Raw genomic sequence first — 16795 nt, forward strand, 5'->3', positions numbered from 1 at the left:
GGCATGCAGTTCGGGATCTTCAGCGTCGGCGACGTGACGCCGGACCCCACGACAGGCCGCACCCCCACCGAGCACGAGCGCATCAAGGCCATGGTGGCCATCGCGCTGAAGGCCGAGGAGGTCGGGCTCGACGTCTTCGCGACCGGCGAGCACCACAACCCGCCGTTCGTCCCCTCCTCGCCCACCACGATGCTCGGCTACATCGCCGCCCGCACCGAGAACCTGATCCTCTCCACCTCCACCACCCTCATCACCACGAGCGACCCGGTGAAGATCGCCGAGGACTTCGCGATGCTCCAGCACCTGGCCGGCGGCCGGGTCGACGTGATGATGGGCCGCGGCAACACCGGCCCGGTGTACCCGTGGTTCGGCAAGGACATCCGCCAGGGCATCAACCTCGCCGTCGAGAACTACGCGCTCCTGCACCGCCTGTGGCGCGAGGACGTCGTGACGTGGGAGGGCAAGTTCCGTACGCCCCTTCAGTCGTTCACCTCGACGCCCCGCCCGCTGGACGGCGTCGCGCCCTTCGTCTGGCACGGCTCCATCCGCTCCCCGGAGATCGCCGAGCAGGCGGCGTACTACGGAGACGGCTTCTTCCACAACAACATCTTCTGGCCGCAGGAGCACACCAAGAAGATGGTCGACCTCTACCGCCGCCGGTACGCGCACTACGGCCACGGCACCGAGGAGCAGGCGATCGTCGGGCTCGGTGGTCAGGTCTTCATGCGGAAGAACTCCCAGGACGCGGTGAAGGAGTTCAGGCCGTACTTCGACAACGCGCCCGTCTACGGGCACGGCCCGTCCCTGGAGGAGTTCACGTCCCAGACGCCGCTGACCGTCGGATCCCCGCAGGAGGTCATCGAGCGGACGCTGTCCTTCCGCGACGCCGTCGGCGACTACCAGCGCCAGCTGTTCCTGATGGACCACGCGGGCCTGCCCCTCAAGACCGTCCTGGAGCAGCTGGACATCCTCGGCGAGGAGGTCGTCCCGGTCCTGCGCGAGGAGTTCGCCAAGAACCGCCCGGCGAACGTCCCGGACGCACCGACGCACGCCACCCGCGTGGCGGCATCTCAGGCCGAGGAGGTCACCGCATGAAGCTCGTCGTCGTCTCCGCGGGACTGAGTGTCCCTTCCTCCACCCGCCTCCTGGCCGACCGCCTGTCGGCGGCCACCGGACGCCACGCCGACGTGGAGATCGAGGTCGTCGAACTCCGCGACCTGGCCGTGGAGATCGCGCACAACTACGTCACGGGTTTCCCCGGCCCGGAGCTGAGTGCGGCGGCCCAAGCGGTGAAGGAGGCGGACGGTCTGATCGCCGTCACTCCGGTCTTCTCGGCCTCGTACAGCGGTCTGTTCAAGTCGTTCTTCGACGTTCTGACCGTCCTGGACAAGGACGCCGTCGCCGGTACGCCGGTCCTGATCGCGGCGACCGGCGGCACCCCACGGCATTCGCTGGTCCTGGAACACGCGTTGCGCCCGCTGTTCGCGTACCTGCGGGCGGTGGTCCTGCCGACGGCCGTCTACGCGGCGTCCGAGGACTGGGGCGCGGACGGCCTGGACGAGCGCATCGAGAGGGCGGCGAAGGAATTGGCCGGAATCATGCGGCCCGCGCCGGTCCAGGACGAGGAGCTGATCGAGGGGTTCGTCCCCTTCGAGCGGCAACTGGCGGCGCTGCGGCCGGAGTAGATCCGGCGTACGCGCGAGGGTCGCGGGGGCGTCAGGGCCACACCAGGCAGTACGCCTGATGCCCCGCGTCATGCAGCCGGTGGCTGAAGTCCTGCCATTCGTGCAGCAGTTGGTAGACGTTGAACGCGTCGCGCGGGCCGCCGCGGTCGGGGACCGTGGACCAGATGAACGCCGCCGCGCCGACCGACTCCTCGCCGACGCCGCGCAGCGGGTCGACGACCGTCATGGGGAGCTTCACGACGGCGTAGTCGGGGTGCAGGACGACCAGTTCGAGCGGGGGCACCTTGTGCAGGGGTATGCCTTCGATGCCGGTCAGGACCATCGCGGCCACCGTCTCCGGCTTGATCTTCGTGAACATGCCGCCCATGCCGAGCTCGTCGCCGCCGAGCTCTTCGGGGCGCATCGAGATGGGCACGCGGGCGGCGGTCGCGCCGTCCGGGGCTCCGAAGTACTTGTAGGTCACCCCGCCCACCCGGCCACTCCTGGTTCCCGCCCGGTCCTGCTCCGAATCGCCCCGTGCCAAGGCCTCCGCCTCGGCCGCTTCCGCCTCGCGCCGGTGCTTGCCGATCCGCCGGGCACGCCGCGGACCCAGGCCGTCGGTCCCCTCGCCCAGTCCGCCACCGCGATGCATATCTCCACCCGACTGCTTTTCCAGGGCGCCCGCCCCTGCTTTTCTAGGCCTCGCGGCCCCCGCCGCGCAACCCGATCATCGTGTCAGTGACCTCCCCCACGGTCACCGGCTAAAACGTGGAGTGAAACACCTGTCCGCAGGATGTCCGAAGCCTCTGACACCATGGTTCATGTGAGCTTCCCGTATAGCGCCCCAGTTTCGCAGACTCTTTTCGACCGTGCGGCGGCCGTGACGCCCGGCGGTGTGAACTCTCCCGTGCGCGCTTTCCGCGCTGTGGGCGGTACGCCCCGCTTCATGGTGTCCGGTACCGGTCCGTACCTGACGGATGCCGACGGCCGTGAGTACGTCGACCTCGTCTGCTCGTGGGGGCCGATGATCCTCGGCCACTCCCACCCCGATGTGATCGCCGCCGTGCAGGAGGCCGTCGCCCGCGGCACGTCCTTCGGTACGCCCGGCGAGGGCGAGGTCGCGCTCGCCGAGGAGATCGTCGCGCGCATCGAGCCCGTCGAGCAGGTGCGGCTCGTCTCCAGCGGTACGGAGGCGACGATGTCCGCGATCCGTCTCGCGCGCGGGTTCACCGGCCGCGCCAAGGTGATCAAGTTCGCCGGGTGCTACCACGGCCATGTCGACGCGCTGCTCGCCTCCGCCGGGTCCGGTGTGGCGACTCTCGGGCTTCCGGACACCCCCGGAGTCACCGGCGCCCAGGCGGGCGACACGATCGTCGTTCCGTACAACGACCTCGAAGCGGTGCACGAGGCGTTCCACACGTACCCCGGTGAGATCGCGTGTGTGATCACGGAGGCGTCGCCCGGCAACATGGGCGTGGTGCCGCCGGGGCCCGGCTTCAACCAAGGCCTCAAGGACGCGTGCGCGAAGAACGGCGCGCTGTACATCTCGGACGAGGTGATGACCGGCTTCCGTACGTCGAAGGCGGGCTGGTTCGGCGTCGACGGGGTGCGGCCCGATCTGATGACCTTCGGCAAGGTCATGGGCGGCGGCTTCCCGGCCGCCGCTTTCGGTGGCCGGGCGGACGTCATGGAGCACCTCGCGCCGGTCGGTCCCGTCTACCAGGCGGGCACCCTGTCAGGGAACCCGATCGCGACGGCCGCGGGCCTCGCGCAGCTGCGGCTCCTGGACGACGCCGCGTACGACAGGGTCGACACCGCCTCCGGGCAGCTGCGCGCCCTTGTCACCGACGCGCTCTCCAAGGAGGGTGTCGCGCACCGGCTGCAGAACGCGTCGAACATGTTCTCCGTCTTCTTCACCGAGCGTGAGGTGCGCAACTACGACGACGCGAAGACCCAGGAGTCGTTCCGCTTCACCGCGTTCTTCCACTCGATGCTGTCGCAGGGCGTGTATCTCCCGCCGTCGGCCTTCGAGTCCTGGTTCGTGTCCAGCGCCCATGACGAGCAGGCGATCGAGCGGATCGCCGCGGCCCTGCCCGCGGCGGCGCGCGCGGCCGCCGAAGCCACTGAACCCACCACGGAGGCCACCGCATGAGCGCGGGCAGCGAGCTCACTGTCGTCCACCTGATGCGCCACGGCGAGGTGCAGAACCCTGACGGGATCCTTTACGGGCGCCTCCCGGACTACCACCTCTCCGAGCTGGGGCGGCAGATGGCCGACCGGGTCGCCGAGTACCTCGCCCCGCGTGACGTCACGCACGTCGTGGCTTCGCCGCTCGACCGCGCGCAGGAGACGGCGACGCCGATCGCCAAGGCGCAGGGCCTGGATCTGGCGACGGACGGGCGGCTCATCGAGGCGGGCAACGTCTTCGAGGGCAAGACCTTCGGCGTCGGCGACGGCGCGCTGAAGAAGCCGGAGAACTGGAAGCACCTGTTCAACCCCTTCAAGCCGTCCTGGGGCGAGCCGTACGTCGAGCAGGTCGTGCGGATGATGGGTGCCCTGGACGCGGCGCGGGACGCGGCCCGCGGGCATGAAGCGGTGTGCGTCAGCCATCAGTTGCCGATCTGGATCGTGCGGAGCTTCGTGGAGAAGCGCCGCCTGTGGCACGACCCGCGCAAGCGGCAGTGCACGCTCGCCTCGCTGACGACGTTCACGTACCGCGGCGACAAGATCGTCTCCGTGGGGTACACGGAGCCCGCGCGGGATCTCGTTCCCGCGCATCTCCTCGCGGGCGCCAAGCCGGTGAAGGGGAAGGCGAAGGCGTTCGGCGCATAAGCGCTCCGCTGGTATTGCCGTCGATTGTCTGCGGCGTCGTCTTGGCTGGGCGCGCAGTTCCCCGCGCCCCTTCGGGGCGCCCACGCCAGGTAATCGGCTCGCGACTGTATGTCCGTTCTCGGTAAAAGACACTCAATATGTGTCTACTTGTCGGAACCCCATTGTTCGTCGCGCCCTCTAACGGGGCGTCCCTCATGCATGGATGCGTGCAGGGCTGCAGGGCGCGACGAATGGGGATGGAATGCGCGACATCAGTCGCAGGGGAATACTCGGCCTCGGAGTCGGGACCGCGGCCGCTTTGGGACTCGCCGGCTGCGGCACGGGCGGCGGCAGTCATTCGGCCGGTTCCGCGGGGCGGGCGAAGGACGGCCAGGGCGGCGACAAGCACCCGGCGAAGCCGATCGGTGACGGTTCGACCTCGTACACGGGGAAGCAGCCCAACCAGCCGGGCAAGCCCGTTCCCCTGCAGCCGGGTGAGACGCCCCCGCAGTTCGTGATCTTCTCCTGGGACGGTGCGGGCGAGGTCGGCAACGGTCTCTTCCCGCGCTTTCTGAAGCTGGCCGAGGACCACGAAGCGCACATGACGTTCTTCCTCTCCGGGCTTTATCTCCTGCCCGAGTCGAAGAAGCGGCTCTACAAGCCGCCGAACAACGCGGTCGGCGCCTCCGACATCGGCTATCTCACCGACGGTCACATCAAGGAGACGCTGAAGTACGTCCGCCAGGCCTGGCTCGAAGGCCATGAGATCGGCACGCACTTCAACGGGCACTTCTGCGCGGGCAGCGGCTCGGTGGCCAACTGGACTTCCGCGCAATGGCAGAGCGAAATCGACCAGGCCACCTCCTTCGTCAAGGAATGGCGCACGAATACCGGCTGGACCGATCTGCCCTCGCTGCCTTTCGACTACGACAAGGAACTCGTCGGCGGCCGTACGCCCTGCCTCCTCGGCCAGGAGAACCTGCTGCCGACGGCGAAGAAGCTCGGCTGGCGTTACGACGCCTCGTCGCCCGGCGGCCGTCAGCGCTGGCCGCAGAAGAAGATGGGCGTCTGGGATCTGCCGTTGCAGGCGATGCCGTTCCCCGGGCACTCCTTCGAGGTCCTGTCGATGGACTACAACATCCTGGCCAACCAGTCGCAGAACTCCACGAAGGCCCCGCCGGCCAACTACCCGGGCTGGCGTAAGCAGGCCACCGAGTCCTACATCGCCGGATTCAAGCGCGCCTACGAGACCAACCGCGCGCCGTTCTTCATCGGCAACCACTTCGAGGAGTGGAACGGCGGCATCTACATGGACGCCGTCGAGGAAGCCCTGAAGCACATCGCGGGGAAGAAGGACGTACGCCTGGTCTCCTTCCGGCAGTTCGTCGACTGGCTCGACGTCCAGGACCCGAAGGTCCTCGCCGACCTCCAGGGCCTCGACGTCGGCCAGGAACCCGCAGGCGGCTGGAAGGGACTCGGAAAGGCCGTCTGAAATGGGACTTTCCGCAACCCCGGGGGGTGCGGAAGATCCCCGAAACAGACATGCGAAACTTTTCACATGAGTGCCGCCTGCCGCGCCCCCCACAGCACGAACCGCAGCCGTAGCCGCAGCCGCGCCGCCCTTCTGGGCGCTGGGGCCGCGGTCGCCGCGCTGACCCTGTCGGCGTGCAGCTCCGGCGGCACGTCGGGCGGCTCCGGGAACACGAACTTCGTCACCGGCTCCGACGGCATCGCGACCGCGGGCAAGGGCGAGCGCCAGGACGGGCCGAAGCTCGAGGGGGAGACCCTCACGGGCAAGCACCTCGACGTCGACGACTACAAGGGCAAGGTCGTCGTACTGAACGTGTGGGGTTCCTGGTGTTCGCCCTGCCGGGCCGAGGCGCCGAACTTCGCGAAGGTCTCGAAGGACCTCAAGGGCAAGGACGTGCAGTTCGTCGGGATCAACACCCGCGATCCGCAGAAGGGCCCCGCGCTGACGTTCGAGAAGGAGTGGAAGATCTCCTACCCGAGCCTGCACGATCCGATGGGCAAGCTGATGCTGCGCTTCCCCAAGGGCACGATGAACCCCAAGTTCATCCCCTCCACGATCGTCCTCGACCGCGAGGGAAAGATCGCGGCACGCTCGCAGCAGGCGCTCAGCGAAGAGAAGCTGCGCAAGATGATCGACCCGCTGATCGCGGAGAAGTGATCTCCCGGTGATGTCCACTCTCGCCGCCGTCGGCGAAGCGAACCAGACCGTCATGAACGGAGCGCTCGTCCTCGCGCTGCCCATCGCGGCCCTCGGCGGTCTCGTCTCCTTCTTCTCCCCGTGCGTACTGCCGCTCGTGCCGGGCTATCTGTCGTACGTCACCGGGGTCGGCGGCACGGACCTCGCGGAGGCCAAGCGGGGGCGGATGGCCGCGGGCGCCGGGCTCTTCGTGCTCGGGTTCACCGCCGTCTTCGTCTCCACGGGCGCGCTCTTCGGGTTCGTCGGGCAGAACCTCCAGGACTACCAGGACGTCATCACCAAGGTGCTCGGCGTCCTGATGATCGCGCTCGGCATCTTCTTCATGGGGCTCATGCCCTGGCTGTCCCAGCGGGAGTTCCGCTTCCACAAGAAGCCGGCCGCGGGGCTCGCGGGGGCTCCGGTGCTCGGCGCGCTGTTCGCCGTGGGCTGGGCGCCCTGCGTGGGGCCCACGCTGACGTCCGTCAACTCCCTGGCCCTCGACCAGGGCAGCGCGGGGCGCGGGGCCATACTGAGCGTCGCGTACTGCGTGGGGCTCGGGCTGCCGTTCATCCTCGCGGCGGTCGCCTTCCGCAAGGCGCTCGGTGCCTTCAGCTGGGTGAAGAAGCACTACGTCTGGGTGATGCGCATCGGCGGCATCATGATGATCGCGACCGGGCTGCTCCTCGTCACCGGAGTGTGGGACAGCATCGTGCAGCAGATGCAGGTCTGGTCCAACGGCTACACGGTGGGGATCTGATCCATGAGCAAGACCGAAGCCCCTGAAGAGCAGAGTGACCTGGGCGCCGCGGGCTCCCAGCTGTCCACCGCTCCCGTGGACCGGGCGATGCCGGGCTCCTTCGGGGGCAAGCGCGCTCCCGGCGCCGCCGGGTGGCTCGTCTGGACCGGCCGCGAGGTCGTCGGCTGGGTCCGGTGGATGTGGCGGCAGCTGACCTCGATGCGGGTCGCGCTGCTCCTGCTGCTGCTTCTCTCGCTCGGCGCGATCCCCGGCTCGCTGATCCCGCAGACCAGCATCGACGAGCTGAAGGTCCAGGACTTCAAGAAGGCGCACACCACGCTCGGACCGCTCTACGAGAAGTTCCAGCTGTTCGACGTCTACAGCTCCGTGTGGTTCTCGGCGATCTACATCCTTCTCTTCATCTCCCTCATCGGCTGCATCGTGCCCCGCACCTGGCAGTTCGTGGGCCAGCTGCGCGGCCGGCCGCCGGGCGCGCCCAAACGGCTCGACCGGCTGCCCGCGTACACCACGTGGCGCACCGAGGCCGGGCCCGACGAGGTCCACGAGGCGGCGCTCGGTCTGCTCAAGGGGCGGCGCTTTCGCGCGGACCTCACGGCGGGCAAGGGCGCCGCGGGGGCGTCCGTCGCCGCGGAGAAGGGCTACCTGCGTGAGGCGGGCAACCTCTTCTTCCACATCTCGCTGATCGTGCTCCTGGTGGCCTTCGCCGTCGGCGCGCTGTTCAAGTCCGAGGGCGGCAAGCTCATCGTCCAGGGGGACGGGTTCTCCAACACCCTCACCCAGTACGACAACTTCAAGTCCGGCAACCTCTTCAACACCGACGACCTGGCGCCGTTCAGCTTCAAGCTGGACAGCTTCGAGTCGTCGTTCGAGAGGAAGGGCCCCGAGAAGGGGACGGCCCGCACCTACCGGGCCAACGTCACCTACAGCGAGGGCATCGACGGCCCCGAGAAGAAGCAGGCCATCGAGGTCAACAAGCCGCTCGAGGTCGACGGCTCGAAGGTCTACCTCATCGGCCAGGGCTACGCCCCGACCGTCACCGTGCGGGACGGGAAGGGCAAGGTCGTCAGCAGGCAGTCCACGCCGCTCCTCCCGATCGACTCCAACGGCACGGCCACCGGCGCGATCAAGATCCTCGACGGCTACCGCGACAAGAACGGCAAGAAGGAACAGCTCGGCTTCAACGCCTTCTTCGTGCCGACGTTCGCGGGCGCGGGCCAGGGCCAGATGTTCTCCCAGTTCCCCGCACTGGACTACCCCGTGCTCGCGCTGTCCGCGTACCACGGAAGCCTCGGTGTGGACTCCGGTCTTCCGCAGAACGTCTATCAGCTGGACACCAGCAAGATGACCAAGTTCAAGGACTCCAAGGGCGAGCTCCTCAAGCAGCGGATGCGGCCCGGCGAGACGATGAAGCTGCCCGACGGCGCCGGCTCGATCACCTTCGAGAAGGACATCAAGCGCTGGGCGACCTTCCAGATCTCCCAGCAGCCCGGCAGCATGTGGGCGCTCGTCGGGGCGGTCTCCGCCATCGTCGGCCTCGCCGGATCGCTGTTCATCCAGCGCCGCCGCGTGTGGGTGCGGGCCGTGCGGGGCGTCGACGGCGTCACCGTCGTCGAGATGGCAGGGCTCGGCCGCAGCGAGTCCGCCAAGCTGCCCGAAGAGCTGGGCGATCTCGCCGCGCACCTTCACGAGAAGGCGCCGAGCGCGCCGGATCCAGACCATGCCGATCATGCTGATGCCGAGCATGCCGACTCCACCCCCGATGTTGTTCCTGCCGAAGGGGCTGAGAAGTGAATCTCGCCACCACCCTCGCCGCCGAACCGAACGAGAACCTCGCGAGCATCAGCAATGTGCTGGTGTACTCCGCGATGGCCGTCTATCTCCTTGCTTTCTTCGCGCACATGGCGGAGTGGATCCTCGGCAGCCGCAGCAAGGTCGGCCGCACGGCCGCCGCGCTGACGCCCCGGGCCGAGGCCGCCGCCAAGGCTCCCGGCGTCACCGTCAAGGCCAAGGGCGGCACCGCCGTCCTCGACCGCCCGAAGTCGGCCCCCAAGGTCGTCACCCGCTCCGTCACCGGAACCCGCGATGTGCCGGACGGCCCCGGCGCGGCGGCCGGTGACGAGAAGGGCGACCTCTACGGCCGTATCGCCGTGTCCCTCACCGTGCTCGCGTTCCTCGTCGAGTTCGGTGGTGTGCTCACCCGCGCGCTTTCGGTGCAGCGGGCGCCGTGGGGCAATATGTACGAATTCAACCTGACGTTCTCCACGATGGCCGTCGGTGTGTACCTCGTGCTCCTGGCGCTGAAGAAGAACGTCAGCTGGCTCGGCCTTCCGCTGGTCACCACGGTCCTCCTCGATCTCGGTCTCGCCGTCACTGTCTTGTACACCGCCAGCGACCAGTTGGTTCCCGCCCTTCACTCGTACTGGCTGTGGATCCACGTCTCCACCGCGATCTTCTGCGGCGCGACGTTCTACCTGGCCGGCGTCGCGACGATCCTCTACCTCTTCCGCGACTCCTACGAGAACAAGCTGGCCTCCGGCGGTAAGCCGGGCCGCTTCGCGACCTCCGTCCTGGAGCGCCTCCCGGCCGCGGCCTCGCTCGACAAGTTCTCGTACCGCGTGAACGCCGCGGTCTTCCCGCTGTGGACGTTCACGATCATCGCGGGCGCGATCTGGGCGGGCGACGCGTGGGGCCGCTACTGGGGCTGGGACCCCAAGGAGGTCTGGTCCTTCATCACCTGGGTCGCCTACGCCTGCTACCTCCACGCCCGCGCAACAGCAGGCTGGAAGGGCCGCAAGGCCGCCTACCTGGCCCTGATCGCCTTCGGCTGCTGGCTGTTCAACTACTACGGCGTGAACATCTTCGTCACCGGCAAGCACTCGTACGCGGGCGTCTGAGGCCCTTCTCGCACGGCTTCCGAGGCCGGTTCCCGTGACCCAGGTCACGGGAACCGGCCTTTGTCGTACGGACAGATAAGAGGGCGTGGAGACGAATCAGGGGGAACTTCAGGCACACCGGAGAGCGTTGCGCGTCCGCATCAGGGACGGGGACGCCGACGCCTTCGGTGAGCTCTTCGACGCGTACGCGCGCTCCGTCTACAACCACGCCTACCGGCTGACGGGGGACTGGTCGGCGGCGGAGGACGCGGTGTCGCTCACCTTCCTCGAGGCCTGGCGGCTCCGGGGCAAGGTCGACGAGGACGGCGGTTCGTTGCGGCCGTGGCTGCTCGGCGTCGCCACGAACGTGACCCGCAACGCGCGGCGCGCCGCCCGGCGGCACGCGGCCGCGGTCGCACGGCTGCCGCGCGACCAGGCCGTGGCCGACTTCGCCGACGAGGTCGCCCAGCGCATCGACGACGCGGAGCAACTCGCCCTCGTACGCGCGGCGTTGGCGACGCTGCGCCGTGCCGAGCGCGAGGTTCTCGCGCTGTGCGTGTGGTCGGGGCTCAGTTACCCGGCGGCGGCCGAGGCACTCGGGGTGCCGGTCGGGACCGTACGCTCCCGGCTGTCGCGGGCCCGTACAAAACTCGCGAAACATATGGAACCGCCTTCCGTGCGCGGACAGATGAGAGATGACCGCACCACCGCGGTCAGGCCCATCAGGGAGGGAAACCGATGAGTGATTTTCCCGAGCGCGACCTTCCGCCGGGCCGTCATCAACTGCTCAGGGAGCACCTGTTGACCGAGATCCGGCAGAACGAGAAACAGAGCGAAGAGAAGCCCCCGAAGACCCGCAAGAGCTGGTTCCGCCCCGCACTGATCGCGGGAGCGGTTGCCGCGTCCGTCGTGGCGGGCGTACTCGTCGCCTCGCCGTTCGGGGATCAGGCGGCGCAGGCGGGACCGCCCTCGAAGGAGACCGTGCGGATGCTGGAGGAGATCGCCGCGGCGGCGAAGGAGCAGCCCGCGCCCAAGGATGTCCGGGACGACCAGTTCGTCTACATCAAGAGCAAGGTCGGCTACATGGCGTCGGGGGAGGGCAAGACGCAGATCCAGCCCATCCACGAGAGGGAGTACTGGCAGTCCGTCGACGGCAAGCACACGGAGATGCTGCACGAGCCCCAGAACGACTTCACGAACGAGCCCATGCCGCCCGACCTTCCCCTGGTGGAGGGGGACGCCAGCTACCGCAGCCTGCAGAAGCTGCCGACCGATCCGGTCAATATGCTGGACTGGCTCCACAGGGTGAGCGACGGCGGCAAGAGCGAGGACCAGAACACCTTCGTCCTCGTCGGCGACCTCTCGTACGAGTCTCTGATGCCGCCGAAGCAGGCCGCCGCCCTCTACCTCGCCGCGTCGAAGATCCCCGGCGTCAAGCTGATCGAGGACGCGGTCGACGCGGAGGGGCGGCACGGCATCGCGATCGCCCGTGAGGACGACGGGGAGCGGCAGGAGCTGATCTTCGACAAGAAGACCAAGCAGTTCATCGGTGAGCGTCAGGTCGCGGTCGAGGACCTGCCGACCGGCTTCGAGAAGGGCACCGTGACCGGCCGCAGCGCCATCCTCGAGCGCACGATCGTCGACAAGGCCGGCCAGCGCCCATAAGCAGCCGCCCATAAGCGGTCCCCGGGAGTGCGGAACGGGGCGTACCGGGCCAGGCTTGGGCCATGACGGCGACCATCGGGCAGGGCACGAGCAGGACCGAGCGCTCCACCGGTGCCGGGGGGCCGACCCAGCACCTCCATTACGAGCTCCATCTTCCCCACCCTGTGGAAAAGGTCTGGGCGGCGGTGGCCACCCCGGAGGGTCTTCCGGGGTGGCTGGCCGCCGCCGACGTGTTCGAGCCGAGGCTCGGCGGCGCGGTCACGCTGCGCTGGCTCAACGGGGAGGAGTCGGCCGTCCACTCGGGGCACATCACCGCGTGGGACCCGGAGCGGGTCGCCGAGTACACGATCGACCTGCACGGGCGGTGCCGCTTCCACCTGGAGGCGGCCGACGGAAACACCGGTACGACCGTCCGCTTCACGAACGAGTTCGCCGGCGACGACGAGCTGCGCCTCGACTGCCTCGCCGGGTGGCACAACCACTTCGAGTTCCTCGTCGACGCGCTCGACGGCCGCCCGAAGGACTGGTCGACGTGGAGCCTGCAGCCATGGCGAAAGCTGCGCGACGCCTACAAGACGGTGTGATCAGCCCGCCACCCGCAGCAGCAGCTTCCCCGTGCTCGCCCGCGCCCCCATCAAGCGATGCGCGGCGGCAGCGTCCGCCAGCGGGAACTCCGCCGTCACCGGCAGCTCCACCGTCCCGTCGGCCACCTTCGCGAAGGCCCGCGCGGCGACCTCACGCAGGGCCTCGGGTGCCGACTTGGCGAGGGACAGGATCGAGAAGCCGGAGACTCCGAGCCCCGTCCCGTACAGCTCCGGCTGGCCCACCCGCCACGGCTCCGCCGAGCTCGCGTTGCCGAAGGAGACGAGCCGTCCGAATACGGCGAGCGCGGCGAGGCCGCCGCGGAAGGTGTCGCCGCCGACCGGGTCCAGGGCGAGGTCCACCCCTCGTCCGCCGGTCGCCGCGCGCACCTCGGCGGCGAAGCCGTTCCCGGATGCCCCGGAGCCCCCGGAGCCCCCGGAGCCCCCGGAGGCCTCGGAGTTCCCGATGAACATCTCGTCGTATCCGTGCTTCAGCGCGTACTCCGCCTTCGCCTCGCTCGATACGACGCCGTACACCGCGCCCGCGCCGCCCGCCTTCGCCAACTGGCCCACCACCGTGCCGATTCCGCCCGCCGCGCCCTGAACGAGAACCGTCTCGCCCGCTCGCAGCCTGCCCACCTCGTGCAGCAGCGCGTGCGCCGTGGGCAGGACCGTGGGCAGGGTGGCGGCCGTGCGCAGGTCCACGCCGCTCGGCACGGCGAACACCGTCGTCGCATCGGCGAGCGCGACCTCCGCGTACGCCCCGCCTTCGGTGAGCGCGGCGACCTCCTGGCCGACTTCGAAGCCCTCGACGCCCGCGCCGAGTGCCCGGACGTGCCCCGAGACCTCCAGGCCGGGTACGTAGGGGAGCGAGGGGACGCGGTAGCCCTCGCCGCGCGCCTTCAGGTCGGCGAAGTTCACGCCCGTGTAGGCGACGTCCACGGTGATCTGGCCCGGGCCCGGCTCGGGGATGCTCGTGTCCACCGCCTTGAGGACCTCGGGGCCGCCGTACTCCTGGAGCTGGATCGCGCGCATGGTGGGCATGGGTGAGCACCCTTCGAGTGGTCGATGCGAGTGTTCAATGAGAAGCGAACACTCGGAGTGTATGGTTTTCATCGAACACTCGGCAAGGGGCTGAGGGAAGGCCGGAAGGGATCGGACGTGGCGAACACCCACCACCGCGCGGCGCCGGTGCACGTCCACCCGGACGAGGTGCCCGTGCTGACCGCGCTCACCGCGCTGGCCGACCCCGTACGCCTCGAACTGGTACGGGAGTTGGCGTCGTCCCCCGACTGGAACCGCGCCTGCGGCAGCTTCGACGTACCCGTCGGCAAGGCGGCGCTGAGCCATCACTTCGGGGTGCTGAGGGGGGCCGGCCTCGTCGAGCAGCGGGATGAGGGGCCGCGACGGGTCAACCGGCTCCGCCGGGAGGAGTTCGAGGCGCGCTTCCCGGGGCTGCTCGCGCTGGTCCTGCGGCCCGACTAGTCGGCGCCGATGTCCTCGCGCCACAGCTCCGGCCGTGCCGCGACGAAGTCCCGCATCATCGTCACGCACGCGGGATCGTCGAGGATCACGATCTCCACGCCGTGCTCCGCCAGCCAGTCGTGGCCGCCGTGGAACGTCCGCGCCTCGCCGACGACCACCCGCGAGATCCCGAACTGCCGCACCAGGCCGCTGCAGTACCAGCAGGGCGAGAGCGTCGTGACCATCGTCGTCCCGCGGTACGTGCGCTGCCGTCCCGCGTCCCGGAACGCCGTCGTCTCCGCGTGCAGGGTCGGATCGCCGTCCTGGACGCGGCGATTGTGCCCGCGCCCCAGCAGTGCCCCGTCCGCGCCGTAGAGCGCGGCGCCGATCGGGATGCCGCCCTCCGCGAGGCCCTGCCGGGCCTCCTCGACGGCGGTCGCGAGCCACGCGCGGGCCTGTGCCTGATCCAAGTGGTCCATGTGCGCACCTTCCCTCCGGAGCCATCGTCCCCGCCGATGACCCCATCGGCAGGACGCCCCACTGGCTCGTGGACCAGCGCATACGTCCGCTCGTAGCTTCAGGGCATGAACTCCATGGCCTCAGAGAACAAGGGCACGCTCCAGCTCACCGCCGCGATGGTGCTCTCCGGCACCCTCGGGATCTTCGTCGTCGAGTCGGGTGCGTCGGCCTTCAACGTCGTGTTCTTCCGCGTGCTCTTCGGCGCCCTCGCTCTGGGGGCCTACGCCTTCGCCCGCGGCTACTTCCGCGACCACGGCCTCACCCCGAAGAAGCTCGGACTCGCCGCGCTCGGCGGCGCGTTCATCGTCTTCAACTGGGTGTTCCTCTTCAAGGCGTACGAGGCCACCTCGATCTCCCTGGCCACCGTCGTCTACCACACGCAGCCGTTCCTGCTCGTGCTGATGAGCGCCCTCGTCTTCCGTGAGCGGCTGACCAGGCATCAACTCATGTGGCTCGCCACCGCGTTCGCCGGTCTCGTGCTCGTCTCCGGGGTGCGTCCCGGCGACCTCGGCTCGCTCGCCGGCATCGGCCTCGCGCTCCTCGCCGCCCTGCTCTACGGCCTCTCCACGCTCGTCACCAAGCGCATCACCGGAGTGCGACCCCACCTGATCGCCCTCGTCCAAGTCCTCGTCGGCATACCGCTGTTGCTGCCCTTCGCCGACTTCGGCGCGATGAGCGGCACCGGTGCGGGCTGGGGCTGGCTCGTCGGGCTCGGCGTCATCCACACCGGCCTGATGTACGTCCTGATGTACGCGGCGTACGCCAAGCTGCCGACCGCCAAGATCGCCGTACTCGCCTTCACCTACCCGGCGGTCGCGATGGTCGCCGACTGGGCCGTCTACGGGCACCACATCGGCCTCGTCCAGGCGCTCGGCGTACCGCTGATCGTCCTTGCCAGCCTGAAGGTCAACCGCTCCAAGTCGCCCCAGGCGGTGGCTAGTTCACCGTCTCCGCTGCCTGCTCCCGCACCAGCCGCACCGACTGTTCGATGAACAGCCGCACATGCGCGGGAAGCCGCTTGCCCGAGCGCCACGCCAGCTGCGTGTGCAGGACGAACGGCGGCTCCCACGGCAGCGCGACGAGCACCCCCGAAGCCAGCTCGTCCCGCACCGCCATCCGCGGCAGCAGCGCCACCCCGAGGCCACCGGCGACACCCCGCTTGGTGGCCTCGATCGTGCCGAACTCCATGAAGGGCGGCGGAGCGCCGTTCCGCACCCGAAGCTCGTCCTCGAACAGATCCCGGTAGGGGCAGCCCGGCTCCGTACCGACCAGCTGCACCGCCGCCAGATCACCCGTGGCGAGCGAGTCCGCCCCGTGCGCGGCCAGCGGATGCGTCGGCGCGCAGACCAGGACCAGCGGCTCCTCGGCGAGGACCTCCGTCTCCAGGCCCGCGTGCTCGGTCTCCCGCTCCATCAGGAACCCGACGTCGTACGTACCCTGCCGCAGCGCATGGCGGGTCTCGTCGCCCAGCGTGGGGCGCAGGGAGAGCTGCACCTTCGGGTAGCGGTGGTGGAACAGTTCGAGCAGCGGGGGCAGGCGGTAGGACGTCAGCGACTCCATCGTGCCGACGGCGATGGCGCCGCTCGGCTCACCGGCGTCGACGACCGCGGTCCGCGCCTCGTCCGTCAGCTCGATGATCTGCCGTGCGTAGGGGAGCAGGCGCTCGCCCGCCTCCGTGAGGCGGATGCGGCTGCCGAGCCGGTCGAAGAGCTCGGCGCCGAGCGAGGACTCCAGGGAGCGGATCTGGCTGGTGACGCTGGACTGGGCGTACTTCAGCTCGGCCGCGGCCTGCGTGAAGCTGAGGACGGTCGCGACCTTCTCGAAGGTGACGAGCAGCCGTAGTTCCATCAGCCGTCGCTGCCCTTGTCCTTCTTCTTCCCGTCCGGGTCCTCGTCCCTGAGGGACTTCAGGAACTCGGGGTTGTCGTCCGGCGCCACCCACTGTCCGCCGCGTCCGCCGCGCCCGGGACGCGTGGCGCCCCCGGCCGCAGGCGTCTTGCGCACCTTGCCCGTGACGAACCAGGCGATCGGGCCGAGGAGAACCTCGCCGAAGAGCAGCACGATGATGACCCAGACCACCTTCGGCAGATGCCTGATCTCCTTCTCAGGAGTGTTCAGGACATCGATGAAGGCATAGATCCACACGGCCAGGACCAGCAGGAACGGCAGATACCTGAGCATGATTGCGCGATTCCCCAAGCGACGAAGGAAGGGCGGCGTGCGAACCCCGGTGACCCGGCCAGGGTAGCCGGTGGC

At 69.1% G+C, this 16795-nt stretch carries 19 protein-coding genes; 14 read left to right on the forward strand and 5 right to left on the reverse strand.

From position 1 onward, the window contains the following. Positions 1–3: 3 nt before the first annotated feature. Both ACWGI2_RS15525 and ACWGI2_RS15530 read left to right on the forward strand, forming a co-directional pair. On the forward strand, positions 4–1095 hold the full coding sequence (locus tag ACWGI2_RS15525; protein ID WP_453696730.1) for an LLM class flavin-dependent oxidoreductase: 1092 nt from the start codon (positions 4–6) through the stop codon (positions 1093–1095). Next, positions 1092–1685, forward strand: a complete 594-nt coding sequence (locus ACWGI2_RS15530; protein WP_453695811.1) for an FMN reductase — start codon at positions 1092–1094, stop codon at positions 1683–1685. The genes ACWGI2_RS15525 and ACWGI2_RS15530 overlap by 4 nt, the downstream gene beginning before the upstream one ends. Before the next feature lie 31 nt (positions 1686–1716). Here ACWGI2_RS15530 and ACWGI2_RS15535 read toward each other — a convergent pair whose 3' ends face one another. Next, positions 1717–2157, reverse strand: a complete 441-nt coding sequence (locus tag ACWGI2_RS15535; protein ID WP_160510430.1) for a hypothetical protein — start codon at positions 2155–2157, stop codon at positions 1717–1719. A 321-nt stretch (positions 2158–2478) separates the two neighbouring features. Here ACWGI2_RS15535 and hemL point away from each other — a divergent pair, with 321 nt between their 5' ends. The 10 genes from hemL to ACWGI2_RS15585 all read left to right on the forward strand — a co-directional run bounded on the left by hemL (position 2479) and on the right by ACWGI2_RS15585 (position 12560). Further along, positions 2479–3816 carry a glutamate-1-semialdehyde 2,1-aminomutase gene (gene hemL / locus ACWGI2_RS15540; protein ID WP_453696732.1) on the forward strand — a complete coding sequence of 446 codons (1338 nt, stop codon included), beginning with the start codon at positions 2479–2481 and terminating at the stop codon, positions 3814–3816. Continuing rightward, the gene (locus tag ACWGI2_RS15545) at positions 3813–4496 is read left to right on the forward strand and encodes a histidine phosphatase family protein (protein WP_453695812.1); all 684 of its coding nucleotides are present in this window, start codon (positions 3813–3815) and stop codon (positions 4494–4496) included. Before hemL ends, ACWGI2_RS15545 begins: the two co-directional genes overlap by 4 nt. Positions 4497–4737: 241 nt before the next feature. Continuing rightward, positions 4738–5967: a hypothetical protein gene (locus tag ACWGI2_RS15550; RefSeq protein ID WP_453397604.1), complete on the forward strand. Its 1230-nt coding sequence runs from the start codon at positions 4738–4740 to the stop codon at positions 5965–5967. A 66-nt stretch (positions 5968–6033) separates the two neighbouring features. After that, a complete protein-coding gene (locus tag ACWGI2_RS15555; RefSeq protein WP_453397603.1) occupies positions 6034–6663 on the forward strand; it encodes a TlpA family protein disulfide reductase in 630 nt (209 codons plus the stop codon). Between the two features lie 10 nt (positions 6664–6673). After that, complete coding sequence (locus ACWGI2_RS15560; protein WP_160510432.1) at positions 6674–7438, forward strand: cytochrome c biogenesis CcdA family protein; 765 nt, start codon at positions 6674–6676, stop codon at positions 7436–7438. A gap of 3 nt (positions 7439–7441) precedes the next feature. Then, positions 7442–9229, forward strand: coding sequence for a cytochrome c biogenesis protein ResB (resB, locus tag ACWGI2_RS15565; protein WP_453695813.1), 1788 nt, complete (start codon positions 7442–7444; stop codon positions 9227–9229). Beyond that, on the forward strand, positions 9226–10332 hold the full coding sequence (gene ccsB, locus ACWGI2_RS15570) for a c-type cytochrome biogenesis protein CcsB (protein ID WP_453695815.1): 1107 nt from the start codon (positions 9226–9228) through the stop codon (positions 10330–10332). Before resB ends, ccsB begins: the two co-directional genes overlap by 4 nt. A gap of 127 nt (positions 10333–10459) precedes the next feature. Then, positions 10460–11053 (forward strand): RNA polymerase sigma factor, encoded by a 594-nt coding sequence (locus tag ACWGI2_RS15575; RefSeq protein WP_453695816.1) that lies wholly within the window; start codon positions 10460–10462, stop codon positions 11051–11053. After that, positions 11050–11976 carry a CU044_5270 family protein gene (locus tag ACWGI2_RS15580; protein ID WP_453695818.1) on the forward strand — a complete coding sequence of 309 codons (927 nt, stop codon included), beginning with the start codon at positions 11050–11052 and terminating at the stop codon, positions 11974–11976. Before ACWGI2_RS15575 ends, ACWGI2_RS15580 begins: the two co-directional genes overlap by 4 nt. 62 nt (positions 11977–12038) lie before the next feature. Then, positions 12039–12560, forward strand: coding sequence for an SRPBCC domain-containing protein (locus ACWGI2_RS15585; protein WP_453695820.1), 522 nt, complete (start codon positions 12039–12041; stop codon positions 12558–12560). Here ACWGI2_RS15585 and ACWGI2_RS15590 read toward each other — a convergent pair whose 3' ends face one another. Beyond that, positions 12561–13592, reverse strand: coding sequence for a quinone oxidoreductase family protein (locus ACWGI2_RS15590; protein ID WP_453696733.1), 1032 nt, complete (start codon positions 13590–13592; stop codon positions 12561–12563). A gap of 126 nt (positions 13593–13718) precedes the next feature. Between ACWGI2_RS15590 and ACWGI2_RS15595 the strand changes: the two genes are divergently transcribed. Next, positions 13719–14042 carry an ArsR/SmtB family transcription factor gene (locus tag ACWGI2_RS15595; RefSeq protein WP_453695822.1) on the forward strand — a complete coding sequence of 108 codons (324 nt, stop codon included), beginning with the start codon at positions 13719–13721 and terminating at the stop codon, positions 14040–14042. On the opposite strand, the gene ACWGI2_RS15600 is transcribed toward ACWGI2_RS15595, so the two are convergent. Next, the gene (locus tag ACWGI2_RS15600) at positions 14039–14500 is read right to left on the reverse strand and encodes a nucleoside deaminase (protein WP_453695824.1); all 462 of its coding nucleotides are present in this window, start codon (positions 14498–14500) and stop codon (positions 14039–14041) included. The two genes, ACWGI2_RS15595 and ACWGI2_RS15600, sit on opposite strands and share 4 nt — an antisense overlap. Before the next feature lie 114 nt (positions 14501–14614). Between ACWGI2_RS15600 and ACWGI2_RS15605 the strand changes: the two genes are divergently transcribed. Further along, complete coding sequence (locus ACWGI2_RS15605) at positions 14615–15532, forward strand: DMT family transporter (protein WP_453696735.1); 918 nt, start codon at positions 14615–14617, stop codon at positions 15530–15532. Here the strand turns inward: ACWGI2_RS15605 and ACWGI2_RS15610 are convergent. Further along, positions 15477–16388 (reverse strand): LysR family transcriptional regulator, encoded by a 912-nt coding sequence (locus ACWGI2_RS15610; protein WP_453695826.1) that lies wholly within the window; start codon positions 16386–16388, stop codon positions 15477–15479. The genes ACWGI2_RS15605 and ACWGI2_RS15610 overlap by 56 nt on opposite strands. Then, positions 16388–16720 carry a PLD nuclease N-terminal domain-containing protein gene (locus ACWGI2_RS15615; RefSeq protein WP_453695827.1) on the reverse strand — a complete coding sequence of 111 codons (333 nt, stop codon included), beginning with the start codon at positions 16718–16720 and terminating at the stop codon, positions 16388–16390. The genes ACWGI2_RS15610 and ACWGI2_RS15615 overlap by 1 nt, the downstream gene beginning before the upstream one ends. Between the last annotated feature and the right edge of the window lie 75 nt (positions 16721–16795).

It is taken from the genome of Streptomyces sp. NPDC054866 (genome assembly GCF_053610745.1).